This window comes from Patescibacteria group bacterium, from assembly GCA_040387855.1.
In the GTDB taxonomy this organism is placed as follows: Bacteria; Patescibacteriota; Minisyncoccia; order Phycocordibacterales; family JAKAEA01; genus JAZKCY01.
Window position 1 is genome coordinate 934,946 of the sequence record JAZKCY010000001.1, and the last position, 25,362, is coordinate 960,307.

General features: G+C 37.4%; 31 protein-coding genes. 2 read left to right on the plus strand and 29 right to left on the minus strand.

All coding sequences use genetic code 11. The features are described from left to right. Positions 1–38 precede the first annotated feature (38 nt). Positions 39–1,937, minus strand: a complete 1,899-nt coding sequence (locus V4519_05100; GenBank protein ID MES2437356.1) for a glycoside hydrolase family 6 protein — start codon at positions 1,935–1,937, stop codon at positions 39–41. 163 nt (positions 1,938–2,100) lie between these two features. Continuing rightward, positions 2,101–2,730 (minus strand): VTT domain-containing protein, encoded by a 630-nt coding sequence (locus V4519_05105; protein MES2437357.1) that lies wholly within the window; start codon positions 2,728–2,730, stop codon positions 2,101–2,103. Positions 2,731–2,852: 122 nt separating this feature from the next. Between V4519_05105 and V4519_05110 the strand changes: the two genes are divergently transcribed. Further along, a complete protein-coding gene (locus V4519_05110) occupies positions 2,853–4,709 on the plus strand; it encodes a polysaccharide deacetylase family protein (GenBank protein MES2437358.1) in 1,857 nt (618 codons plus the stop codon). On the opposite strand, the gene V4519_05115 is transcribed toward V4519_05110, so the two are convergent. From V4519_05115 to V4519_05235, 25 genes are all read right to left on the minus strand, one after another. Further along, positions 4,693–5,670, minus strand: coding sequence for a hypothetical protein (locus V4519_05115; protein MES2437359.1), 978 nt, complete (start codon positions 5,668–5,670; stop codon positions 4,693–4,695). The two genes, V4519_05110 and V4519_05115, sit on opposite strands and share 17 nt — an antisense overlap. Before the next feature lie 33 nt (positions 5,671–5,703). Then, positions 5,704–7,254 carry a polysaccharide deacetylase family protein gene (locus V4519_05120; GenBank protein MES2437360.1) on the minus strand — a complete coding sequence of 517 codons (1,551 nt, stop codon included), beginning with the start codon at positions 7,252–7,254 and terminating at the stop codon, positions 5,704–5,706. Then, a complete protein-coding gene (locus tag V4519_05125; protein MES2437361.1) occupies positions 7,239–8,543 on the minus strand; it encodes a glycosyltransferase in 1,305 nt (434 codons plus the stop codon). Before V4519_05125 ends, V4519_05120 begins: the two co-directional genes overlap by 16 nt. Before the next feature lie 6 nt (positions 8,544–8,549). After that, positions 8,550–9,296, minus strand: a complete 747-nt coding sequence (locus V4519_05130) for a hypothetical protein (GenBank protein MES2437362.1) — start codon at positions 9,294–9,296, stop codon at positions 8,550–8,552. Positions 9,297–9,396: 100 nt separating this feature from the next. Continuing rightward, positions 9,397–9,699 carry a polyhydroxyalkanoic acid system family protein gene (locus V4519_05135; GenBank protein ID MES2437363.1) on the minus strand — a complete coding sequence of 101 codons (303 nt, stop codon included), beginning with the start codon at positions 9,697–9,699 and terminating at the stop codon, positions 9,397–9,399. Between the two features lie 354 nt (positions 9,700–10,053). After that, positions 10,054–10,614 (minus strand): disulfide bond formation protein B, encoded by a 561-nt coding sequence (locus V4519_05140; GenBank protein MES2437364.1) that lies wholly within the window; start codon positions 10,612–10,614, stop codon positions 10,054–10,056. Between the two features lie 17 nt (positions 10,615–10,631). Then, positions 10,632–11,126 (minus strand): hypothetical protein, encoded by a 495-nt coding sequence (locus V4519_05145; protein ID MES2437365.1) that lies wholly within the window; start codon positions 11,124–11,126, stop codon positions 10,632–10,634. Between the two features lie 19 nt (positions 11,127–11,145). Beyond that, entirely contained in the window at positions 11,146–12,042 is an 897-nt protein-coding gene (locus V4519_05150; protein ID MES2437366.1) for a CAP domain-containing protein, read from the minus strand. Further along, on the minus strand, positions 12,042–12,476 hold the full coding sequence (locus tag V4519_05155) for a hypothetical protein (protein ID MES2437367.1): 435 nt from the start codon (positions 12,474–12,476) through the stop codon (positions 12,042–12,044). The genes V4519_05150 and V4519_05155 overlap by 1 nt, the downstream gene beginning before the upstream one ends. A 9-nt stretch (positions 12,477–12,485) precedes the next feature. After that, positions 12,486–13,322 carry a YihY/virulence factor BrkB family protein gene (locus tag V4519_05160; protein MES2437368.1) on the minus strand — a complete coding sequence of 279 codons (837 nt, stop codon included), beginning with the start codon at positions 13,320–13,322 and terminating at the stop codon, positions 12,486–12,488. A gap of 8 nt (positions 13,323–13,330) precedes the next feature. Next, complete coding sequence (locus tag V4519_05165) at positions 13,331–13,774, minus strand: DoxX family membrane protein (protein MES2437369.1); 444 nt, start codon at positions 13,772–13,774, stop codon at positions 13,331–13,333. 12 nt (positions 13,775–13,786) lie between these two features. After that, positions 13,787–14,281: a hypothetical protein gene (locus V4519_05170; GenBank protein ID MES2437370.1), complete on the minus strand. Its 495-nt coding sequence runs from the start codon at positions 14,279–14,281 to the stop codon at positions 13,787–13,789. Next, positions 14,278–15,060, minus strand: a complete 783-nt coding sequence (uppP, locus tag V4519_05175; GenBank protein MES2437371.1) for an undecaprenyl-diphosphatase UppP — start codon at positions 15,058–15,060, stop codon at positions 14,278–14,280. The genes V4519_05170 and uppP overlap by 4 nt, the downstream gene beginning before the upstream one ends. Before the next feature lie 17 nt (positions 15,061–15,077). Then, on the minus strand, positions 15,078–15,446 hold the full coding sequence (locus V4519_05180) for a hypothetical protein (GenBank protein MES2437372.1): 369 nt from the start codon (positions 15,444–15,446) through the stop codon (positions 15,078–15,080). 180 nt (positions 15,447–15,626) lie between these two features. Next, entirely contained in the window at positions 15,627–16,715 is a 1,089-nt protein-coding gene (locus tag V4519_05185; GenBank protein ID MES2437373.1) for a DUF2914 domain-containing protein, read from the minus strand. Between the two features lie 97 nt (positions 16,716–16,812). After that, entirely contained in the window at positions 16,813–17,091 is a 279-nt protein-coding gene (locus V4519_05190; GenBank protein ID MES2437374.1) for a GlsB/YeaQ/YmgE family stress response membrane protein, read from the minus strand. Positions 17,092–17,169: 78 nt separating this feature from the next. Beyond that, positions 17,170–17,691: a hypothetical protein gene (locus V4519_05195; GenBank protein ID MES2437375.1), complete on the minus strand. Its 522-nt coding sequence runs from the start codon at positions 17,689–17,691 to the stop codon at positions 17,170–17,172. 72 nt (positions 17,692–17,763) lie between these two features. Next, complete coding sequence (locus V4519_05200; GenBank protein ID MES2437376.1) at positions 17,764–18,135, minus strand: hypothetical protein; 372 nt, start codon at positions 18,133–18,135, stop codon at positions 17,764–17,766. A gap of 164 nt (positions 18,136–18,299) precedes the next feature. After that, positions 18,300–19,094 (minus strand): hypothetical protein, encoded by a 795-nt coding sequence (locus V4519_05205; protein ID MES2437377.1) that lies wholly within the window; start codon positions 19,092–19,094, stop codon positions 18,300–18,302. Between the two features lie 25 nt (positions 19,095–19,119). Continuing rightward, positions 19,120–19,479 (minus strand): response regulator, encoded by a 360-nt coding sequence (locus V4519_05210; protein MES2437378.1) that lies wholly within the window; start codon positions 19,477–19,479, stop codon positions 19,120–19,122. Positions 19,480–19,554: 75 nt separating this feature from the next. Then, on the minus strand, positions 19,555–20,037 hold the full coding sequence (locus V4519_05215) for a hypothetical protein (GenBank protein MES2437379.1): 483 nt from the start codon (positions 20,035–20,037) through the stop codon (positions 19,555–19,557). 38 nt (positions 20,038–20,075) lie between these two features. After that, entirely contained in the window at positions 20,076–21,311 is a 1,236-nt protein-coding gene (locus V4519_05220; protein ID MES2437380.1) for an ABC transporter permease, read from the minus strand. Between the two features lies 1 nt (position 21,312). Beyond that, positions 21,313–22,029 carry an ABC transporter ATP-binding protein gene (locus V4519_05225; protein MES2437381.1) on the minus strand — a complete coding sequence of 239 codons (717 nt, stop codon included), beginning with the start codon at positions 22,027–22,029 and terminating at the stop codon, positions 21,313–21,315. A 23-nt stretch (positions 22,030–22,052) separates the two neighbouring features. Further along, positions 22,053–23,561, minus strand: coding sequence for an efflux RND transporter periplasmic adaptor subunit (locus tag V4519_05230; protein ID MES2437382.1), 1,509 nt, complete (start codon positions 23,559–23,561; stop codon positions 22,053–22,055). A 4-nt stretch (positions 23,562–23,565) separates the two neighbouring features. Then, a complete protein-coding gene (locus V4519_05235) occupies positions 23,566–23,973 on the minus strand; it encodes a MarR family transcriptional regulator (protein ID MES2437383.1) in 408 nt (135 codons plus the stop codon). A gap of 101 nt (positions 23,974–24,074) precedes the next feature. Between V4519_05235 and V4519_05240 the strand changes: the two genes are divergently transcribed. After that, positions 24,075–24,686 (plus strand): TIGR00730 family Rossman fold protein, encoded by a 612-nt coding sequence (locus tag V4519_05240; protein ID MES2437384.1) that lies wholly within the window; start codon positions 24,075–24,077, stop codon positions 24,684–24,686. Here the strand turns inward: V4519_05240 and V4519_05245 are convergent. After that, positions 24,683–25,099 carry an NUDIX domain-containing protein gene (locus V4519_05245; GenBank protein ID MES2437385.1) on the minus strand — a complete coding sequence of 139 codons (417 nt, stop codon included), beginning with the start codon at positions 25,097–25,099 and terminating at the stop codon, positions 24,683–24,685. The two genes, V4519_05240 and V4519_05245, sit on opposite strands and share 4 nt — an antisense overlap. A gap of 4 nt (positions 25,100–25,103) precedes the next feature. Further along, complete coding sequence (locus tag V4519_05250) at positions 25,104–25,352, minus strand: hypothetical protein (GenBank protein MES2437386.1); 249 nt, start codon at positions 25,350–25,352, stop codon at positions 25,104–25,106. Positions 25,353–25,362 lie beyond the last annotated feature (10 nt).

Below are 25,362 nucleotides of genomic sequence, written 5' to 3' on the forward strand. Positions count from 1 at the left end.
GGTTTTGTGTTTATTAGTCGTTGCTACGAAATGTTGGTTTAGTATGCTGAACGCTTTGCAATATCGAGAGCATATTCTGGCCACCATTCCCCTGCATTTGGACCTCCGTTACAGTTTCCGTCAGATCCTCCAGGGCCCTTTACCCACAAGAATGCATCCACTAATGGATATCCGGTATTTGTAGTCGGCTTTGCTCCGAGAGCTCGTCCCCATGGGTTACACCATTCATTGTTTGGTGCAGAACCAAGTCCGTTTCGGCCGGTATCAATTACGAAGTGCTTGCCTCCAACCTTATCTGAAACCTGAGTTCCGTACGCAATATTTTTCTGAGTGTCTACGAAGTTTGAAGTATTCAATGCGAATCCATCAGCTTGAGCAATACCTGCTTGCTTCAATCGATTTGCCATATCATCTGGTGTAATCCATCCAGGGTGACCGGCATCAATGTAGACTGAAATATTACCCTTTGATTTGAATGTACTTACGGCATCTTTGATTAGTGAGAATCGTTCTGCTGTTCGTGATCCGAGACAATCAGTAAGTGTTGTACCATCTGGTTCAATTATCATTGCTGCTTTGTTTCCTCCAATTGCATCAGCAATTTTTCGAATCCAATTTCGATATTCATCTGCACTTCCCACTCCTCCGGCTGAGTACTGACCGCAGTCTCGTCCTGGAATATTGTAAGCTACAAATACAGGCATTGCTCCTTGAGCTTGTGCATCCTTAATTGCATTTTGCACATCTCGAGTAATATCCCAGTTCCATCCTCCAAGCCATGTCACACTTGCACCGTTCGCAATTTTCTTAAGCTGTTCTGCATCTGCAGGTCGTGAATTCTGCCATTGCTTAATAACTTGTGAAGCTTCATTATTTGGATTTACATACAACTTCTGACCACTAATAGGATTACCCGCTATAGCCTGCACAGGAGCCGTTACAGCTTGAGTAATAGTATTTACAACAGTAGCTGTTTGATTTTTTTTCTGAGTATCTGTTGGAGATACTGTTGGTGATGTAGTAACAAGTGCTGGCTTCGCCACAGTTACAGAACCTACAGACATACTTGTATCCTTAGTTGTAATTAAGTTTCCAGAATTATCTCTAACAACAAAAGTAATTGCGTATGGCCCAGAACCTTTCCAATTCCATGTAGATACATCTACAGAAGCTTCTTTGTGGTCACCCACGTTGTTCATTACTGTTTCTCCACCATTATCAACCTTCCAAGACATTTTGTAACTATCTGGAGTTGAATTATCAAGCTTTGCACTGAAGACAGTAACACCACCTACGGTTGAACCTGAAGTTGGAGCAATAACACTCACGGTTGAATATATTGCTGGAGGCGTGGTTGTTTGTGGTTGCTGAGTAGGAGCAGGTGCCTGAGCAGATGCTACAGGAACTCCTGCTGCTTGTAGCAATGCACTACCTACTGATGCAGATAATGTTGATGACGCTGCTTCTATTTGTACTGGGCCTTGTGGTGCATCAGGAGTACTGATTTCAATACTTGTTTCACCAAGTGAATTATTATTTTTATCTAATGCTTTAAAGGTAATCTTGTATGGACCAGATCCTCGCCATGTCCATGACTTAAGATCTACCACAGCCTCCTTATGAGGATGATCTGTGTATGAATCATACATAGAATTCATCTGACCGTTATCTACTGACCAAGACATAGTGTAATCAGAAACATTTTTGTCCTGTACCATTGCCTTGAATGTTTGTGTATCACCTATCTTTGCCCCCTGAGTTGGCCACCAAAGATTAATGTTACCATCTGCGTTTACTCCCGTAGTAACAGTATGAGGGAGTATGTCAGATTTGTTTAACCACTCAAACGCATACACACCACCCAACCAAAGAACTGTTATTAAGAGAAGTTTTGAAGATAAAGAAAGTGCTTTTTTTAGAGACCTATTGTATATCATTACGTAGCAAACTAACTAATAAACCAACATAGTTGATCCTAATAGAGTGACCTTTTTTGACAAGGGGTGTTGTTGGGTACGCTTATATAGAGCCATATCGAAAAAGCCAGACAATACAATTGTCCAGCTGAGCAAATCCTTGAGGCTGCTTTTTAATGGGATCTTAATCTTGCACTTTCTGTACTGCTGACTTCTTTGGTTTTAGGAGAAATTCGTACACTACAGGTAAAACAGACACTAAAATTATGCCTATAATGATGTAGGTAAGGTAATCTTCAATGCCGGGAATGCGTGTTCCAAGCTGATATGAGGCATAGAGTATTCCACCAGCCCAGATAACACCACCAATAATATTGTAACTAATAAACGTTTTGTAATTCATCTTTCCTACCCCAGCCATAATAGGAGCAAACGTTCGGACAATAGGTATAAATCGAGCAACTATAATGGTTCTTTTTCCATATTTTTCAAAATATTCTTGAGTTTTTTCCACGTATTCTTTTTTGAAGAAAAATGAATCTTTTTTACTAAACAATCGAGGTCCAAAGCGGTATCCAATGTAGTATCCAAAGCTATCACCTAATATTGCAGCAGAAACACAAAGGATAATTAGTACATTAATATTGAATACTCCCTTAGAAGCCAAAAGGCCTAATGTAAACAAAAGTGAGTCTCCAGGAAGAAAAAAGCCAAAAAGGAAGCCTGATTCGGCAAAAATAGTAAGGAATATGCCAATATATCCTAGGCTAATAATAAAGTCTGAAAGTCCATGTAATTGTTCAATAATATTCATGTGTTTAGTATATAACGGATGAGGTAGCTCTAACTTACCATATTATTTGTTTTTTTCTAATACCTTGCTAGTATTGCCTCATAATAATAATTAATGCTAATAGTTTCACTTTAATTCAGAATATGAAAAAGATTATTGCCGGAATCATTGTTTTCAGTTTTATATCAGTTAGCTTATTCGGTAATAATGCTCAAGCAGCCACAAAAACTACTGACTTACAAAAAAAGACTCCTCAAGTTGAAAGCAGTAGTGATCCTGAAGTACAGAGAGCCCCCACCCAAGAACTACGTGCTCAAGCCCGCTCAATCAATATTCAAGCACTACTTGCTCCTCAAGCAATAACAACAACATCTCTCGGTCCCAATCTTATAGCTAATCCTGGATTCGAAAATGGAAGTCCATCACTTCCTACAAGCTGGCAAAAAAACCGTTGGTCAAACAACCTTGGTGCTTTCATGTATCCGGTTACTGGAATTGATGGATCAAAAGCCGCAAGTGTTTCAATTACTAGCTATACCGCAGGTGATGCAAAGTGGTTTTTTGCTGATGTGCCTGTTACTGCTGGTAAAACATATGAATTTTCAAATTACTCTCAAGCGTCAATCAGTAGCATCCTAACAATAAGATACAAGATGACTGATGGTTCATACACATACAAATATTTGAGCGCAGTTCCAGCACAATCTACATTCACTCAAAATAAATACACGATAATTGTTCCAACAAATGCAGTGGCAATGACAGTATTTCATCTTATAGATAAAGTAGGAATATTAAGTGTAGACGATTATGAATTGCGAGAAGTAATTACAACAACAATTCCAGATCCCACTCCTACCCCATCTGAGAATCTTGTTCCCAATGGGAATCTAGAATCCCAGGCAACCAATGGTAATCCTACAGGCTGGAGTAAAAATCGTTGGGGAAATAATACAGGTTCGTTTACCTATCCACTATCAGGAGTAAGTGGATCAAAGGCAGCTCGAGTAACAACAACAAGTTATACAACGGGAGATGCAAAGTGGTATTTTGAACCAGTAGCAGTATCTGCTGGAACATATGAATATACCGATACCTACAGTTCAACTGTTCCTACAGAACTTACTGCACAATTCATTCACAAAGATGGAAGTATTACATACAAATGGCTTGGTACAGCTCCGGTTACCACAGAATTCACCACGATAAAAAAATCTATAACAGTTACTGACAGTGTTGCAAAAGTCACTGTATTACATGTACTACCTGCAGTTGGTTTCCTGACGATAGATAATGTGAGTTTAGTAAAAGGATCAACTCCTACCCCACCGCCAACACTATTTAGTAATGGTGCTGTTAGCCTCACTTTTGATGATGGTTGGTTATCTCAATATCAAAACTCAGTTCCAAAAATGAACAGTGTAAACATGAAAGGTACTTTCTATGTAACAAGTCGCCAGCTTTCAGATTTTGGATTTACGGGATTCTTTAGCAAAGATACTATCAAGACTATTTATGCTGATGGACATGAAATTGGATCTCATACGCAGACCCATCCTCACCTCACTACGTTAAGTCAAACTCAACAGACAACCGAAATCCAAGGATCACGACAAGATCTTCTAGATCTAAATGTGGGACCAATTACTACTTTCGCCTACCCTTTTGGAGAATATAATGAGATCTCAATTCAAGCAGTAAAAAATAGTGGGTACTCATCAGCACGATCTACAATTGATGGCTATGCAACCGTAGGGACAGATAAATATCAGCTCCCCCGACAATCAGTAGAAGTAGATACATCAATAGAACAAATTCGGCAGTGGATCGATACAGCTATTGCAAATAAGCAGTGGCTCATCCTTGCATTCCATAGAATAGATCAGAGCAATGATCAATATGCAGTAACACCAGCAAATTTTAATTTAATCATTGATTATCTTGCACAAAAGAATGCACGAGTTATCACAGTAGACCAAGGAATTAAAGCTCTACAATAGAGTAATCATCAAATTCAACATCCATAAAATCTGTACGAATGCCGGCATACCCGGCATTTGTTAATGGTGAGGGACCATACGACTCAGCTTTATCTTTTGTTTCAAGGACTAGACGCCAAACTCCGGTCTTACCTTCATCAACATAGAGACGAATAGTGACAGATGCATCTTGATTAGTAATCACCTCACTTTTAACTCCTATCCATGTAGCAACTGGCAAAAGATTTGGTTCTGAATCTCGATCATATTTTTGATTCTTTGTACCAAATATTTTCTTCATTGCCATCGTATAGTATGCGCCTTTAATTTTTTTCTTAATGACTGCAGCTCCATCAACTCGAATTCCTGTATAGTACAAATCATCACCTGTTTGATATCGGTTAAACAACAAGACTCCATTCGATGCATTTCGATTAGGGCTCTCACTTAGAATTAAAGAATTAATTTTAAAGTACGCTTGCTGAGTAAAATCACCCCATACATGAGTATTCACAAGACGAAAAATGTTTTGTGGGTGTGCACCATCATCAGTATCTTCTGGATTACTCCGAATATATCGCTTGTACCACGCGTCAGAAGGAGCTAGGTCACCCTGAATTGTTTTGGCAGTTCCATTTGAAACATAGAGACGTCCCCCAGAATTGAGCCACCAATTTTTATTTGAACTTTTTGAAATCTTTGCTGATTCCTCGAGTGTTTGAGGCGTAAGAAAGGCATCAGAAAACATTCGTGGTTCAGACACAGAAGATGTAGGTTGTGGTCTTTGTAGTACTGCGATAGCTGAGGTAGCTGAAGCCGAATTTGGCAGACCATCTTCTTTTAGGAAATCTCCTCCCTCCAACTCATTAGATTCTGGATTTAATACTATTACAGGTTTACTTTCTCTCGATAACAAAAATATAACTCCAATTCCAATGAAGACAAATAGAATATTAACGATAATGATGTTCTTATTCTTCATGCTATGCTTGAGCACAGTATACCAGGATAAGCTCTAAAAAGCTGGTGCGATAGTGAGACTAGAAACCTCAGAATGAGCTGTAGACATGAGATCCCATATCTTAATTCCTGCTTTACCTCCCTTCTGTTTAATACTTACATTTCTAAAGAGATGATACCCATTTACATACGTAGTAATTTTGCCGTTTTTTATTTCAACTTTAAATTCAATAGGTTTATCAGTAACTCGGGTTGATGTAAAAGGTGGAACCAAATCTTTTGTAACACCCTGCACTGTACTTCGCAGGAAATAATAATTACCACTCAAACCAAACGCAACATAATTTTGTGCGTCTTTATAGTAAAGCAATAATCCTGTAGAGGCTCCTTGTATACGATCTATATTTGCTGTAACTGAATAATTTTCCCAATAGTCTTCACCAAAAAGCACCTTTCCACTTTGATCTGGTTCTATAGTTTTTATATGTAGCCCAGTTTCCTGAATTGTAACTTCAGCATCTGTTACCCCATTTTGAGGAATAACAAAATTAGTATTTGCATAGACAAGGTCTGGTGATATTGGAGCTTGGCTATGAAGTATCTTCACAAGATCAAGCGCAGACATATTTTTAACTTCTATTCTTCGAATGAAATATGGATCTGTATCTTTATAGTTGTAAACTGGCAGTCGCAATGTTGTTACATTTGAAGGGTCATTGGCTTCGATAAATGCCATCTTAAAATACTTTCTAATCACCTTTTGGTTAAATGGGATAGCCTCTTCATAGTTTGTATGTTCTTGCTGACCATAATCATTTAATGGAATAGCATAATATTGAGCATCTAATCCTAGATTGATTTTAATATCTTGAAGTCCAGCAAGATAGTCGGCTTCTACTCGTGCCTCAAATTCTTCTGTTGTCTCAAGTCGATTCTTATCTTCTAAATACATTTTTGAATTTAGGAATCTTCCCCAATCTTCTTCATCTGATGCATTTTTAACAAGAGGAATCTCTGCATGTGAATCACGTCCATGGGCTTCGATCTCCCATCTTCCAGAGTCTCGAAGTGTTCTCAAATCATTCCAATCCAAATAGAATGGATCTTTGTTATTAGCTTTTGCTGTAGCAACAAACATTGTTGCTTTGAAATTCAGTTTCTTTAAAACATCATCAGTTGTGTAATAACTATCTTTTCGGCCATCATCAAAACTAATGATTATAGGCTTTGGAGGAAGCGTAAATGTTCCCTGTCGGAATTGATCGTATTCAGCTACTGATATTGTGGTAAAACCACTTTGCTTTAATAGCTCCAGCTGCTGGATAAAATTCTTTATTGTTGTATTTGTGTCATCCTTTACAGTATTTACGCCGTGATACATAAGCATTGGTACCGCTAATGCAGGAGATGACGACACACTCTGTACTTCAATATTGGCAAACACACGTGGCTTGTAGGTGTAATACTCAATTGAATATGGGTTGAGCTTTCTCAACGTATTTTGAGCCTCTGGGTAAAAAGCATTAATCGAAATACCAATACTTACAATAAGTACTACACATAATACTAATCTAAACCACGGTGAATGTTTTATCGGGTGCCCCATGTTGTGTCTCTTAATTTAAATACTGCATACGGCATTTGCCAGACTAAAGCGAATGTATACATAACAGTAAACGGAACTACATACCACCAATACTTATTATTTGATTGCCAGTAGTAAAACAATCCATACACGAAGCTTAGTGATACAACGCCAATCAAGAATACATACGGCATTTGTTGATTCAATAAAATCTGTATTACTAATGCATTGAGTACTATAAACGGACTAAATATTGGGAGTAACAAGTTTGTGTAGAAAGAAAGTGAGGCAATAATATTCTTTCTCCAAATAAAAGATGATGCCGCTAAACCTTCTCTGACCCATGATTTCTTCCAACGAAGCTGTTGCTTAAAAAACTTTCGATATTTATCTGGCACAATAGTAACTGCCTTTGCAGTACTGCAATATACAACCTTCCAATTTCTAAGCACAAAGTTTGTGAGACTTCGATCATCACCAAATGTACTTCGCGTTCCCATAAACATTTGATTTCGCCATTTATCCAAAACAGTAAGCAATATAGTACGTCGATACGCAGAAAAACATCCAGGGCAGCACGTTACCGTACCAAACACACTCTCACATGCTTTGAATATATCAAATGAAACACCATATCGAGCTGACTGCATCTTGGTTAGCGCATTTGTAGAATCATTGTCTACTCCAGTATTTCCTGCTACAGCACCAACCATAGAATCTTCTAAAAAGTGCTCCACAAGATGCTTAACTGCTGTCTTTTCAAGAAAGCTATCTGAATCCACAAATACAACTATTTCTCCAGTTGCAGCTAAAATTCCTTCTGCCATACCTTCACGCTTCCCTCGATTTTTTGCAAAAGAAATAACATTTACTGATACTCCTTTATTTTTATAAAATTCATGTGCCCGCTCCATTTCAGCTTTCGTTTTATCGGTAGAGCCATCATCTACCGCAATGCATTCTAACGTTCCAGGATATGCAGATTGCATACAGGTCTCAATAGTTTTGTATATAGAATCCTCTTCGTTTTTTGCGGCAATTACAAAACTCACACTTGGATATAGTGTGTCTGCATATTTTTTATAATGAGCATCTTTATAAAAAATAATAATAAGAAATCGTGATGTAAGAAAGAATCCTGTAAGGATGATATAAATCTTAACTAAAATAAACTGACTACCTCCCAGAAGCAACGTGAATTTATAAATAAAGAGAACATGAAGTAATACAAGAAACACAGCCAAAACAAACATCTTCTTTACAGAAGAAAAAGGAGATAGTAAACGTGGGAGAATTGCTTGTAGAGTCATGGGAGATTAGGCTGTTTTCCCTACTACTTCCTGAGGTGCTTTCATATTTACTGCGGCATAGTCTGCATTAGCTTTTTTAATTCGCTCAGCAGATAAGCTATTTAGTAAGTGTGAATTCTGAACCACACAGTGTCCTCCAATCGGACCATCCATGTATTTGAGGTAGGGTCGTACTACCTCTTTTCGACCTAGTTCTTGATACCCTTCATTATAACTGGCATTAAATTCTTTATAGACAATATCAAAATCAAGTCCATTTTCCTCACAATATGCATGAATCTCTTTATTAAGAAGGATCATTACTCCATACTGAGTTGTATCCCAGAGCTTTGCAGCTTCGGTATCTTCTTGTCGAGATGTACACTTTGTTTTTACCCCTTTCGCCTCAAAAAGTGCTGCAGCTTCCTCGGCTCGTTCTCCACCAAAAAACTTCACAAAAGTTCTAATTCCTTTTGCTAAATGAGGATGAACACCACGAATTGGAGAATGCACGGCGTTAAGTCCTCGTGACGTACCTAGGGGTACAGTTGAGTGAATTATTATTAAATCAGGAGTGAATTTGGTTTTATACTCATTTATAAGTGCCGCAAAATCATAATGTGCAGGATTATATGGAATAGCAATATGCATTACATCATAATGACCTTCTGCAATTACACCTTTATACGGATCATGACCGTCACACCCTAAGACTTCCCGAACCGCTCCTCCTACTTCCCCAAGCCCTACGACTATTTGTGTTAAATTATTCATATAATGAGTATTGTTGAGACTACCTTTAATAAGGACCCCATACTACAACACATTCTAAAAAAAGCAAGTACCGGTCTCGACTACCACTATATTTTATGGTTTATATTAGGCAATGTTGAGCTTCCTCTCTAATTCTCCTTTCTATTTTGCTTTTAAAAAAAGTAAGCGCCCATGGTACTTTCGCATCTAGTATTACTTCCATCTTTCCCACTATAAGTGTTCCGGATAGTTCATATCCCTTTGTTTTAAAACTGAATGTGCATTCATGACTATCCCATTCCTCCTTAAGATTAGTTATCTCTTTCGAATACTTTTCTTTTACATTATCTAATAAATTTTTGACGCATGAGATAGCTTCTTCTTGAGTCTTATTGTGAGGAATCTTAATAGTTATGTTTGCCATACCTACAAAAGACGAAGTAGATGAGTGTCTGTTACGATGATTGACAGTACATCAGTTTATTTATAACGTATATTCTGAACCACGTTCCCGCATGAGGTATGAAAGATGCTAGATATCATCTTGTGGCCGTTCCGTTTTCTTGGGAGATGTTGGGACAGACTTGATAGAAGGATGTGCAGGTCCCTACCCAACGTTGTGAGGATTCCATGGTGTAGGCTGTGGATCCGCAAAGACGAGTTCCATCCTTCGCTCGATATCGACACCGGTAGTAACGACCCGATGGATGTTGTGAGGCGCAGACAAATAGCTCACGAGCGTGAGCCATAACGATAGAGTACCCCTCTATCTTTTTTATTACTTAGAAAATCGAAGCTTAATTCCAATCACCAATGCGAGCGCTACGAATGTAGAAAATGCCATCCAAGGGATAGTAATGTAACCAAATTCAACAAATGGAATCTGAGAACATGAAACTCCAGTTGCAATACATGCATCCAAAAGACTTGGATTAAACATTTGGCCGTAATAGTGGAAACCTGTTACAAGCACCCCCATGATAGAGAAAACCAATGCATAAATATAAACAGCACTATCTGTTATCTTATATTTCCATGATCTAAACCATGCTACAAAAAAGAGTACTGCCTGAGGGAATAATAGAATTCGTGCCCACCAACAGAATTCACATGGAATGAAGCCAATCACTGATGAATAGATGAGACTGCCTATAGTTCCTCCTATTGCAATAAGAGCAGAAAGTACCAAAGCATGTGAAGCAATTTTACTGCCAAGATCTTTATTTTTTTTATCAGGAGTTCCAAGCACTAAGATCCACAGTAAAATCACACTGAGAATATTTAATACGACAACACCTAACGAAATAACAAATGTAATGTTTTGTGCGAATGGTGTCATAAATAATATACCTAAACTTATTGAACTTTAAGAGTTGTAGTTGCTGTAGAAGTAGCACCTGAAGTTGCCGATGAAGAAGTTGTTGAAGTACCTGTAATTACATCTGCACTTGTGCCTCCAGAAAGTTCTGCCGGAAGTGGACAACTAGTTTTTTCTGAAAGCTGCTGGAGTGAAAGTTCTCCCTTGAGGATAGAACCATCTTTGAAGATCCATGTTGGATAGGTATCAATTCCCTTTTCAATACAAATAGGAAGCTGTCCTTTTCCATCTGGAGTTGAACATTCTACGTATGGAAGATTATCCTTTGAAGATCCAAATAGTTTCTTTGTAGCTTGGCAGTGTGGACACCAGAAAGCTCCGTAAAAAGTTGCTCCTTCATCTTTAAGACACTGAGTAAATGCACTGAGATCAACACGTGATGCTGGGTTTTGAGCTCGATATGTAATAAATATAAAAATCCCTAACAATGCAGCAATGCCGACAACAAATCCTATAATGTGTTTTGTTTCCATATGTTTATACTATTTGATTCTAACCTTTTATACAAGTATTAAATGCTCTCACATCTGCATTATAGGTATCAACATCTTCTTTAAGCTCAGCAATCATATCATTATACGTCCCTACCTTTTTGTTGTATTCCTGGGCTTTCTGCTCATACGCAGCATCTTCATCTGGATTTGAACGTGACATACTACTAATATCTCCCCGCATTGCCTCAAGCTCAACTTCTGTTGCACTAATCTCTTGTTTTGCTACATCTATACGTGTTTTTAAGCTAGGACTTACTATAGGGCACTCAGAAGAAGCAAGCCCAAATTCTTGAACGGCCATCCAAACCTTTTTGCCCTTGTATGTTCCCTGACCTACAGCTACTCCAATTTCTTTAAAACGATCATGGAGAATATTTGCTTTGTGACCTGGACTTGCCATCCATGCATCAACAAGTGCTTTATCATCAGCAAAATTTCCCATAGCGAGATTTTCTCCTACTATAATGTAGGTATATGTTGCTTCAGTTGCCAGGTATCCAGGACCGTGACCATTTGGAGAAATATGCTCGAAATACTGTTGCTCAAACATATCCTGAAGTTTCATGCGAGCTGCAGCAGCTAGTTTTGTATTTTCTTTAACTCCAGGTAATCCTGCGTTTGCTCGTTCTTGATTTGAAAAGGAAATCACTCCTGTTGCACTCAATCGTGCGTCTTCGCTATCTTTGGCTGAGCGAAGTGGATTTGAAAAAAACTCTTGTCGTATTTCACTTACAACAGTATCTTTACTCTCAATTACATGATATGTAACATCCTGAGTTGCTTTTACCCATACATTTACTGTCTCTTTCATATTGGGATACCACAGATAAAATCCTCCTCCTAAGAAAAGTAGTACGCATGCTGTGATACTAATACCAATAAAATGTTTTTTCATTATTCGACGATAAGTGAGAATCTAAAGTCTGAAACTGTGTCTGTACTACTCTTTACAATAATATCAGCCATACCTTTTTTCACAACCTGAAATTCAGCTGCCCAGTTTCCACGCCCTTTTGGTGATGGCTGTCCAATCTTTTTTAGGATATTAGCAGGATTTTGCAATGCTGTAAGATTTGCTTCGGGATAGAGATCCTCAGGCAGTTCTATTGTAATAGTTTCAGAAAGTTGAACTGTCTTTGATGTGTTATTTTGAGCTATCGTTATGCATTTTTTACAGCTCGTAGCCGAAGAATATTCAGGAGTATTGCTTTTGATCCCAAGTACTGGCTTTAGTGTCGTAATCATTCCATATAAAAGCGCAATCCCTACAAGGATACCAAGAGCGACAATAAGATGGTTGACCCAGTCTTTTGTGTGAATATCAATCATAAGGTAATACTATGCCCTATCGAGTTTTTGATCAATGACATGAGTTATAGCAGCACCAACAATAAATATCTGGGCAGTAATATATGCCCATACAAGAAGTACGGTTATGGTACTTACTGCGCCATAGCCAGAAGAAGCAAAACCTGAGGCAAGATACCATCCCATTACAAATTTTCCAGCCATAAATAAAAATGATGTCATAATTCCACCAAATATAGCTGCTCTCCATTTTATCTTTTGTGCAGGCAAAGCAATGTAGAGCAAGACAAACATACCGGTAAGAATCATAATTGATAAACCGAGATTTGCGAGATTAATTATTGATTCAATATTCTGAACATATTTTGAAAGTGCTGTACCAAACAATGTCACTATTGTACTTGCCATAAATGAGGCAGATAAAAGAAAGCCCAACATAATGACAATAAGGATTGCGGCAACTCTCTCTTTAATTACAGTAAGTATTCCAGGATTGGCATCTTCCTTAACTTCCCAAATCTTTTTCATTGATGTCTGCAATTGGCCAAATGCTCCTATTGAACCCCAAAGTACAGAAATTAATCCTATGATACTCACTACGATACTGGTTCCTGGCTGTCGAATTTCTGTAATCAGTGTTCGAATTGCAGATGATGCTTGTGAACCAAACAAAATAGTTAGCTCATTTATTAAACGTTTTTCTACCAGATCAGGACTTACCAAAAGCCCCGCTACTGCCAATGCTAAAATAAATGCAGTAGGCAATGAAAACAATAAATAGTATGCAAGCGCAGCACCAGTTGTTGCTGGATCGGCAGCTTTCCAAGCTTTGAATGTATGAGCGATAATATGAGGTTGTCGTTTCATTACAAATACTATATATGGTGTCGAGAATGCATGAGTGACTTTATACTGAAGTAGTCTCCTGCACGAGCCGCATGTAGATATACTAATGCAATTGCATATATAAAATAATCATTAACAATTATTTGATTTGTTCCAACATATGGAAACTTTAAAAGCGGAAAATATAAAAACAACATAATAAATGCACCGATGAGCGCAACAATCCGAACAAACAATCCGAGTATAAGTAATGCTCCTACGGCAATTAATACAATTTTAAATCCAGTATTCAATAGATTGAGCATTTCTGGAGTTGAAAATGCATCATAAAATTCAGGAAATGTATCAGAGTTCTCAAGGAGAGATGCAATAGACCAACCTTCGGTTGTGAAGGCAACTATTCCCCAATACAAAAGGTACCATCCTAATGATATTCGCAATAATACAATACTAATTATTGATAGTTTACTCATGTGATTAGTGTATCACGAATCTTTATTCTGTTGCTTGAATTTTTCCACGTCTTCAACTAATTTTTTCAAATCAGTATAAATAGTATGAAGTGTTGTTTGTTGATCGAGCGGTAACACATCAGTGTGGTGAATTTCACTAATTTCCCCAACATCATCCTGAATTTCATCGACGTCTTCTTGGATCTCATCAACGTCTTCCTGAATTTCGTCGATATCCTCTTGAATTTCATCCACATCTTCCTGGATCTCATCAATACCTTCCTCAACGTTTTTAATTACTTCCGATTGACTGTTGATTGTCATCTGAATAAACAGTGCTAGATAGATAGCTTCGAGTGACACTCCCGTCGTGAGCGTAAGTAAAACAGTGTCGATAGGCACACCAAAACGTATAGAAGCAAAGCTCGCAATAAAAATAATCGTGTGTATAACGATTGATGAAGGAGAACCAAGCCATCGAGTAAATTTTAAGGCGATCTTCTCAAATGGGCTTGGAGTATTACTCATGAGTACAGTATACCTAAAAGTGCTAAAGCGAGAAAGATTCTGTAGATACCAAACCCAATCATTGTATGGTTGCGTATATATTTTAAGAAAGTTTTCACTGCAATGAGGGCAGAAATAAAAGCAGCTACAAATCCTATTCCCAATAATGAAAACTCATGTGATGAAAAACTTGATGCTTCTTTTAGCAATGAATACCCTGTTGCAGCAGCCATGGTAGGTATTGCTAATAAAAAAGAAAATTCAACAATAGCTTGTCGGGATACACCTAATGATCGCCCAGCTATAACTGTTGCAGCAGAACGTGATACTCCAGGAATCACAGCAATAGCTTGTACCAATCCAATAATAAAAGCTTTCTTATACGATAATGTTTCCAACTCTTGCTCTGAAGAAACAGTCTTCGGCTTTTCTTTATATAAAAGTTCAAACAGTATAAGAACAATACCTCCAATACCCAGAGTCCATACCATTATTTCTATATTACCCAACAATATACTTTTTATAAGTTTATAAAGAACAAAACCTATAATACCTGTAGGCAAAAAGGCTATGATTATTCTCTTCCATAGTTCACGGCTTCGCTTAAGCCATGAAGCATAAATAATTACCACAGCAAGAATGGCACCAAGCTGAATAGCAATTTCAAATGTTTTTAAAAACTCACTCGTGGGGATGCTCAACAGTCGAGCAGATAGATCCAAATGTGCAGTAGATGATACGGGAAGAAATTCAGTTATTCCTTCAATAATTCCCAATATAAGCGCATGAATATAGGTCATACGCTAGTATACCCTATTTAGATTACGTAGGTATAGAGTAAATATGTTCCAATAAGTACTATTGGTACCGCAAGAGCTACCATGAAGTACAAAGATGTAATTCCTAGTGCTACATAGCTAATAGTGAGTCCTTTATCACCTGAGCGGTGAATTTGTCGAAGAGAAACAACAGCTGAGAAGAGTGCTACAACAGGTGCAAGAATCACAAATAGTAATGAGGCATCAAAAATATATGAGAACACGCCAACATGCGGTACAAGGAAGTAAGAAAGGAAAAGTACAGTAAGAGAAATACTTACAAGTGCAGCCTTATTTACTGCTTGCAATGCATTACTTGCTTGAAATGATCGTGATGCTTTTTGTGATTGAATTGCTATTGTTGCCATAATAGTAAAGAGACGCAAGCAACCTGAACTTCTTACACAAAAAAGTCACACAGCTGTTGTATGATTTCATCTTTTGTTACGTCATTAGTTGTATGAATCTTTAAGCGTTCAGATATCTTTCAATACACCAAAGATTAAAGCTTAGAATTCCAAATGCCCGCTACACGGGCATTTTTATTTTTAATAGATTATCGTTTGTAGAGCCGGCTGTGAAGTAACAGATTCGACTACAAACTTTATGGTGCCAATCACCTGACCTCGTGGAGTTTCAACTCTCACTTCCCAGCGACCTGGTGTTAATGCTGATTTAGTACTATAACCTCTATAACCATCTTCCCTTCCTCCTCGAATAGGAAAATCAAGTTTGTTTTTTGTCAGCCATTTTCGTTGATTCTCATCATAATAGCGCCAATGATGAACTACATTTGTTGTGAGTGATGTTGGTGCAAATACAGAACTGTAGACATAGACTGAGCCTCCTGGAACAACATGTACTTTTTGATAGATCTTTAAGAAATCAAAAAGCTTTTTCTCTTCTTGCTGTAACCGATAACCTGTGGAAGTACGCTCGAGGGTATGTGCAACCTCGATAGATTTTATTGAAAGTGGGATTGGAGGGATAATATTTAAAAAATAGAAAAGGGTTATAACTGCATAAATAGACCCAATACTTATTATTAACAGTTTTTTAACTTCTTTAATTCTTTGAGGTATAAAAAGATAAAGTATCCCGATAAACAAACCCATAATTACTAGACTTGCAAAACCACTTGAGAGAAAAACCAAATCCCCTATTCGTTTTACCAATACCGGGAGTGAAAATATTGAGAATGAAAAAATACAGAAGAAAAATATACTTAATGTAAAAACCATTCTCTTATAAAACTTTTTAAAGACTTCGTTGCCAATAAGTAGAATCAGAAGACCTAAGATAAAAGGCCAGCTTGAAGCTATAGAAGAACTTCTAAAATAGAACACAAAGAATCCACTAAATAAACCTCCAAACACGAATTGAATAACTATTGGTAAAAATGTATGGAGCCGCTCAAACAATCTACCTTTTAGATATCCGCCTTCATATAAATTAACAAGTGCAATTGATACCGCAGCAACAAGAATGTAAAAAATGATTATGAGGTTTTCAAATAGTTGATCAATTCTTTGAAGGGTCAAACTATCAATAATAAAGCCCCCAATAAGTGCACCAGATGAAATATGACGTTCATATCGCTCAACAAACTTTTTCAGCCTATCAATGAGAGCTTTCATAATTACCTCGAGTATAGCATTTATTTACAAAGAAAAACTCTGCATGTGCAGAGTTTTTCTTTGTAATGAAACGTAGGTGTACACCCGCATTACATAATTACATAGCTGTTCGGTGACTTCGTGATGAAGCTCCACGTACAGCACGCACGAGTGCGAGTAGTACTACGGCTCCTACAATTGCTACGATGAGACTGTAAACATTGAATCCATCAACTCCGGTTGTTCCGAAGAGACTCATAATCCATCCTCCAAGAACAGCTCCCACAATTCCCACGATCACATTCATGACAGCACCTTGCTGTGCATTTGTTCCCATGATAATTGATGCGATCCATCCTGCTAATGCTCCTAATACGAGCCATGAAAGTAATGCCATATATTTGTTTATATTAATTACTAATATTTACCTCTCTATACTACTGAGACGATGAGCAATACAGAATATTACAAGAAATTATTTTGTATATTCTCGTATCTCCTCAGCGTTATATTTTGTAAATACATTTCGCACACCTGTGGCTGCACCAGATCGAGCGGTCACAAGAATACCTCCACTTTTTACGCGAGTCTCATAAATTTCTGCATCTTCAGAACTCACTCCAAGTCCGGTGAGTGCTCCTACTAGACCTCCTGCTGCAGCTCCAGTCATTGCACCGGCAGCAGTTGTTGCAGCACCTCCGGTAAGACCAATCGCAGTCGCTAACGGACCAGCAACAAACAAAGTACCCAATCCCGGTAGGATTCCGTTTGCCACAGCAAGCCCAGCTAGTGCTCCTACGACAGCTCCTGTAGTTGCTCCACTTGCAGCACCTCCAGCAACCTTTGCTCCTGTTGCATCTTCTGCAATAGCTTTTCCTTCTTCAGACATATAGATATATGAAATATCAGTATCTGCTACACCGAGAGCGCGCAATTCTTGAAGTGCTCCTTCTGCATTTATCCTATCGTTAAACACACCAATCGTTGTTGTATCCATAATCTTTACTATTATCTAGTAATATGGAAACTGAGACGTGAAAGTCAACAAAAAGTTACTATCGAAAAATAGTTATTCAGCTGGAACTAATAGTTTTGGAATGTTATTCCACGCTTTACGAAGTGCATATACTTCAAGCGATGGTGAAGGAGATTCTGCCATCACTGCTTCTGTATGAAGCATGCTCACAATATCTTCATAATATACAGTTCCCTCTTCAAGCAGATAGAAAAGAATTAATTTTTCACAATGAGCTACAGTCATAGTCTCATCTGAAAATATCTCATCAATATTTCTTTCTGAAAGATAACTCACGCGTTCTTCATAAAGCTCATCCACGTTTTGCATTGGAGCAGCTTCAGTGATTTGTAAAATATTTATTGGTGCTGATGGAAATTCCTGATCTAGCTTTTCTTTATACTTTTTTTCTAAAGATTGGTTCATATAGGCTATTTATACACTGGTTTCTACCTTTTTTCTAGTCTATTTATTAACGTCCAGCCTATTCCTGATGGGATCGCAATAGCGAGTGACCAGATGATATCGAAAATTGTCATGAGCACCTTTCTACACTATTGCTCACAAAAAGAAAAGCAAACTCATCTATATCACTTCATTCTAGTCAATATACTTGTAGGCGAAATAACATCGCGTAATTCAGAAAGAGGTACGGTCACAGCTTCCTCACAAGCTTCCATAACATGGGGCCACATTGGCTCAATAGTTAGTCCTTTATCACTCACTGTATATGCATAATACGAAGTTACTACTTGATATCGCGTGTAGACACTATCACAAGTATCTTGATCTACGGTGAGCTCTGCTTTTGCTATTTGAGGTGCATACATGGTGGTAACAAAATTTTCTTTAATCTTCTCATAATCGGCAAAAAGGTTCTCAAATGCTACGAGCTCCCCTGTTTTCATATCAAACGTGACAGATTCATTCACATCATTATTTGGATGTGCTCCTCCACAAAAATATGAGCTATGTATGGAGACACTATAAATATCATTCTTTGCATATGTCACACTTGAAGTTGCAGTATACGTATAATATTGTTTCAACTCATCGCCCACTCGTCCTGAATCAGGATTACACGTCATTTCATTACTCATGCCCAAAAGATGACCATTTACCTTATTCAATACTTCTTTGTTTTCATAGGAAGTAATAAAAGGCATGACCACACCAGTCGAGCTACGACTTTCGTATTGATATCGAATCGGTGAATATCCAGTTTGTTTGATAGTAGCTGAAATATAAGAATCATGTAGTACCGTCAACGTTTTTTGATACTGCATACCAATATAAAATGTAAGAGCTGGTACTATCAGCATGAAAAAGAATGCTGCGATAAGCATTGAATACCATGTGCACGTATCCCACATACTATTTTTCATTACTCTAGTATAGATCACATATGACCTACGGCACAAACTGACGAACCGTCTGAATAAGATGGTCCATATCAAATGGCTTTTCAATAAAGCCATCATTCATAATTTCTTTTTGATTTGCTATTATTGCAGATCGAGCATTTGCTGAAAATAGTATTATGGGTATGGTATGGGTAGCTTTGTGTTTTTTTAGCTTCTTGCAAATTTCCCGGCCATCTTCCCCTGAAAGCATGACGTCGAGTAAAATTAAATTTGGTTTTTCTTTATCTAATTTTTTAATACAAGCAGTATTTGTATAGGTTTCTACGCTATAGCCCTGAAGTTCTAAAATCAGTTTGGTTGCGTGAAGGATTGCCTCATCGTCATCAATTACTAAAATCTTTTTCATTACTTTATTTTTTGGTTACACTTAATAAAAGCATAACGAAATTAATACTAAATGAAGTTAACCTAAATTTGCATATTATCTTTTATACAGCTTTAATTTTGTAAAAAAAGATGCGGTGTAATGCTCTTCATTGGGTACAATTTCAGGATTTTGAGTATCAATACATATAGCATCGTCAACATCATCAGGATGATCTTTATATACGATGCAGTATGAAGTGATCTCCCCATTTTGTTCTTGTACTCGCACCATTATTCTATTCCGAACAACAGATTCATTCAAATCCTGAAAGGGATAATAATCTGTTGCACGAATATTTGTAGTGTAATTCCTATTTTGTTGATAGTTTTGTTTGAAAATTGATTCAAGCTCGCCAAGCGTTTTACTATCTGTTTTAAAAACATCATCAAAATCATACACTCCTGAAGAAGTATGAACTTGATTTATGTTTTGAGATTCTTGATAACGCGAGAAATAGAAAATGATTCCTGCAATAACGGCAAGCATGATTAGAACTAATAATATGATTGAGCTAAAACCTCTTTGATAGTTTCTCATATCTTTATATTCTACATTACTCTTCTGTAAGAGTCATTCTACTCGTAGCGTAGAGCTTCCATAGGACTCTTTTGCGCAGCACGTTTTGCAGGATAGATTCCGAATATTAGTCCTATAAATGCGGATACACTAATACCTAGAATTGCTGCTGAAATTGGAAATGCAAATTCCCATCCAGAGGCAACTGTAGAACTCAATACTACAGCAGCAAGATATGAAATACTTGCTCCAAGAATAATTCCAATAACTCCACCAAGCCCTGTAAGCATTACTGATTCATACAAAAACTGTGTAAGAATATCTTTTTCTGTTGCTCCTAAAGCTTTTCGCAAACCTATTTCACGAGTTCGTTCACTCACTGATACAAGCATGATATTCATAATTCCAATTCCACCTACTAAGAGTGAGATGCCTGCAACAGATCCTAGCAATGCTGTGAGTACAGTAGTAATAGTGCCAACAATAGCAGCAGCATCTTCAGGGGTACTTACATTAAAATCATCATTTTCTGGATCAGTAATATCATGAGATTCACGCAATGTAGCCTCTACATCAGCCACTACTCGTGGAACCATTTGTTCGGTTTGAGCTCGCAATAACATTGAATTGAAATGCGAGGTTCCAGTGAGATATTGCTGGACTGTTGTATAGGGAGCAACCATCATTTCATCTACACTAAAAATAGATGTCTCATCATTTGGAAATATACCAACTATTCTAAAATTTTGATCTTTCACTCTGATCGTCTTCCCCATCGCATCAGATTGACCAAATAGATTTTCTTTTACTTTAGATCCTAAAATTACGATCCGCGCTTTCTGCTTTACGTCATCTTCCGTAAAAAACTGTCCCACTTCTGGATATACGCCAATAATATCTGCAAAAGATTCAGAAACTCCAACTACGGTGGATCGCTCTGTATCATTCTCAAATATGGCTGATGCAGGTTGCATAACCATTGGAGTAATGTCTCTCAATCCCTGAACATTTGCAGGATTTTTTAAAGCATCTATATCTTTTTGCTTAAGTGAATCTGTATACAGCTGAGCAAAATCAGAAGGACCTGATGGCTGCTTCCCTGGATCAATATTAATTGTTGTTGCCCCGAGTCCTTCTATCTGTCCAAGAATTAAGTTCTCAGCTCCCTGTCCAATAGACATCACAATAATAATAGAAGTAATACCAATAACGATTCCTAAAATAGTAAGAAGTGATCGTGATTTATTTGTTTTAAGTCCTGTAAAAGCCGTTTTAATACGATGTTTTAAGAGCATATTATTTCGTGTAATTATCTATAGCACGGCGTTGAGTTGATACTTTAGTATCACTTTCAATGTTACCGTCGCGAATTCTAATGATTCGCTTTGCATGTTCTGCAGTTGAGGTTTCGTGTGTGATGAGGAGGATAGTGTGACCTTTATCATTCAGTTTCTGAATGATTTCCATAACAGCTTTACCAGATTTTGAATCTAGGTTTCCTGTTGGCTCATCAGCAAAAATAATACTTGGCTCACATACAAGAGCTCTCGCAATCGCTACACGTTGTTTTTCTCCTCCCGATAACTGTGCAGGTTCATGATCAATTCTATGAGTAAGGCCCACTGCTTCAATCGCATCTTTCGCTCGGCGTTCCCACTCTGATTCTTTAATATTTGAATACAAAAGAGGTAGCTTCACATTTTCAAGTACCGTAGTTCGTGGTAACAAATTGAAAGCCTGAAAAATAAATCCCAGTTTTTCATTTCGAATTTTTGCAACTTCTGCTTTTGAATATCCTGATACTTCTCTACCCTCAAAGATATATTCACCTTTTGTATGGGTATCAAGAAAACCCAATATCTGCAAAAGTGTTGATTTTCCAGATCCTGAAGGCCCCATTACAGCTACAAATTCTCCAGGTTCAATAACAAAATCAATTCCATGAAGTACTGGTGTTGGGACCCCGTCAGTGTAATATGTCTTTTCTAATTTTTTTAAGTTAACAAGTGACATAAAGATTGGTATGTGAAATTCAACTACTTTGCTTCAGTAAACACAACAACTTTATCTCCTTCTACAATTCCACTTGTAATTTCAATGTTTCCATCAGAACCTCGAAGTCCAGTCTGAACAGGTTTATCTACAATTGTTTCACCCACTAATACCTGCACAAACTTTTGATCATTCTTTGTAATGACAGATCGCTGGGGTACTGCAATAACATTTTCTTTCTGTTCACCCTTTACCTCAATACTTGCAGTCATTCCAGATTTGATTCGTTCATCTTTTTCAACAAACTGGAATGTGGTTCTATATGTTGCTACACCTTCGACTAGAGTTTCTGCAGGATCTATAGCAACTACTTTTGCTTTAAACACGACGTCATTGCCATATGCATCTAGGGTCACATCGGTGTCAGCACCCACGGCAATCTTTGCCATATCAGCTTCAGGAATATTTGCTTCAATTTCAAACTGATTTGCCGAAATAATTGAGATCACAGGGCCACTTGGAGAAATAGTTTCCCCTACTTCTGCATCTACTTTTGTAACAATGCCATTTACTGGTGATTTAATTGTTCGATTACTTATTTGAACTAGCGTATCTTGAATATCAAGTTGAGCCTGTTGAATATCAATACGATTACTTTGTGTATCACTTGATTCATCAGTTAATCCCTTTCGTGAGTTTTTAATAGTATTTTGAACAGTCACAATTTCAGAAAGGTGTGAGTTTACTTTAGTTGTGTATCCTTCAAGAGTATCCTCATCTCGAGCAATTTCACTTGGTTGCGGTGCGGCTGTGCGATCAGAAATATACTTCACAAGGTTTCGCATGTCTTTTATAACATCTGAAAGATTCTTAGTGAGCGCGTAGGTTTCATTGAGCATACTTTCGAGTTCTTCTGTAGATGCAGTTCTACTAAAAGATTGGTATCGTTTGATGATCACATCATAGGCATCTTCCACACGATCAAATTCATATCCAGTATCTAATTTTAATTTCTGTGCTGTATCACCAGTGTTTCGAACGTTATTATCAGATAAATATGGTGAGTATGAATTGTCATACAACATATCATGTACTTCGGAAATTATAGTTGGTACATCTACGAATGCATCTTCAATAGCACTAAATCCATCATCATATGCCTTCTTCAAATCCCCCTCTGCTGTCTGGCTTGATCCTTTATTAAGAGTAATTTGAGCCTTTGCTAGAGCCGCTTGCTGGCGTCCTAGTCGAATTTGTAGATCTGCACTATCAACACGTAGCAATGTTTGTCCTGCTGTTACTTCTTGTCCAACTTTTGCAGTAATAGAAGTAACTTTACCTCCAGACTGAACAGCAAGATCTACATCTTGAGCAGGAATTACTCTGCCAGTTACACTTACTTCTTGAGCCACTGTTCCCCGAGCAGCAGTAATTGTGTCACTTTTTACAACAGCTTTTCCTCGAGTAGCTGCAAATCCAATGATAATAAGTACAACAATGAATACTGGTACCGATACTTTATAGTTTTTTATGAATCTTTTAATCTTTTGCATAGTATTATTTTTTATTAATTATATTTTTTATTATTTTTTTATGTAAATGTATATACTGCTCAAACTCTGTATCATCTAATGCTTCAAACAACTTCCTAAAACCCTGTACATGCTGATCTTTAAACTTCTGAATGAATTTTTTGGTATTGCGAGTTAAGGTTATTGCTGTTGCTCGCTTATCATCAGGATGTGCCTCTCTTGCTACATGCTTTTTCTTTTCTAATTCATTTACAAGCTGGGTTGCTGCACTACTCGTAATGTTTAGAGCTGTATGTATATCCTTAATAGTAACATAATCGTGCTCATCTATAACATCGAGCACCCTCCATTGGGAAAACGTTACCTGATCAATACTTGCCATCGGTTTATGCTTTGCCAGCATTTTTTGCTGCATAAGATGAAAACCTTCCATGAGGTCGGCTATATGTGGAGTTCTATTCATTATGTAAGCATCTTACATAATTATATACAATAGTCAATATGCTCAAGTATAAGTTGATGTATACTACCTTCATGATAAAAAATATTGCCGTCTATTGTTCTTCAAGCGATGTACTTTCATCTCAGTATTTTACAGCTGCAAAAGAGACAGGCACAGCAATTGGCGCCAATATGTATTCTCTAGTATACGGAGGTGGTAATACTGGCCTTATGGGGAGTGTTGCTGAATATACACAAAAAGCTAATGGCACTGTTGTTGCTGTTATACCAAAAGCAATGGAAGTGCTTGGTCTCGCATACTCTACGGCAGAAGAGCTTATTGTTACCTCAGATATGTATGAGCGCAAAAAGATAATGTCGGACCGTGCAGATGCATTTATCACACTTGCAGGAGGATTTGGAACACTCGAAGAAGTATTAGAAGTGATCACACAAAAACAATTACACCTTCATAGTAAGCCTATAGTATTTGTTAATACTAATAAATTTTATGACAAGCTCATAGAAATGTTTGAAGTACTATTTAAAGAAAAAACGGCAAAAGAATTATATAGAGATCTTTATTATGTTACTGCTACCGTCGAAGACGCATTTGAATATATAAAAAAATATACTCCTCCAGAGTTACCGACAAAATGGTTTAAAGATACTGGAGAAAATATTGCTGAGGCTTCCCCTATTTAATCAGAATACATAACTCCTCCCAAATAATTTTTTATTGATTTTCTACTCGGTATAAATATATTTTCTGGTAAATCATTTCGATCGTACCATTTCCAATTTTTAGATTTTTCTGGTTCTGCATCATACGGCTCGCCGGTCTTTGATTCCACAAGCATAGTAATAGAAACATAATGCTTATCATAGGCAATATCATTACTAATCGAAACTATGCCTTTCATAATGAGATCTATAAGCCCTGTCTCCTCTTTTGCTTCACGTAATGCAGCTTGTTCAAATGATTCCCCAAATTCCAAATGACCACCTGCAATCATAAAGGTACCAGAGCCATGATTCCCCACTCGTTCACCAATAAGAATCTTTCCATCACGGACAATGATTACTCCTATTCCCACTTTTGGTCTTTCTTCTTGCATATTTTTACGCAGCTGTCTGATTTTCTCCAGGATTTTGTAGCGCTTTAATTCTATTTTTAACCATTCTTTCCATTGTTGTATCAGGCATTACATACAAAAGCACAGTATTCAATTGATCTACTGTTGTAGCAGCTCGTTCCATTCTAGATAATAAAGCTCTCTTCTCTTCTGAATTATGGGACTTATAAAAAAGGTCGTTTACTATATCAAATTCAGATCCTTCATTTTCTTGTAAAAATATTCTTTCGTTCATATGGATTACA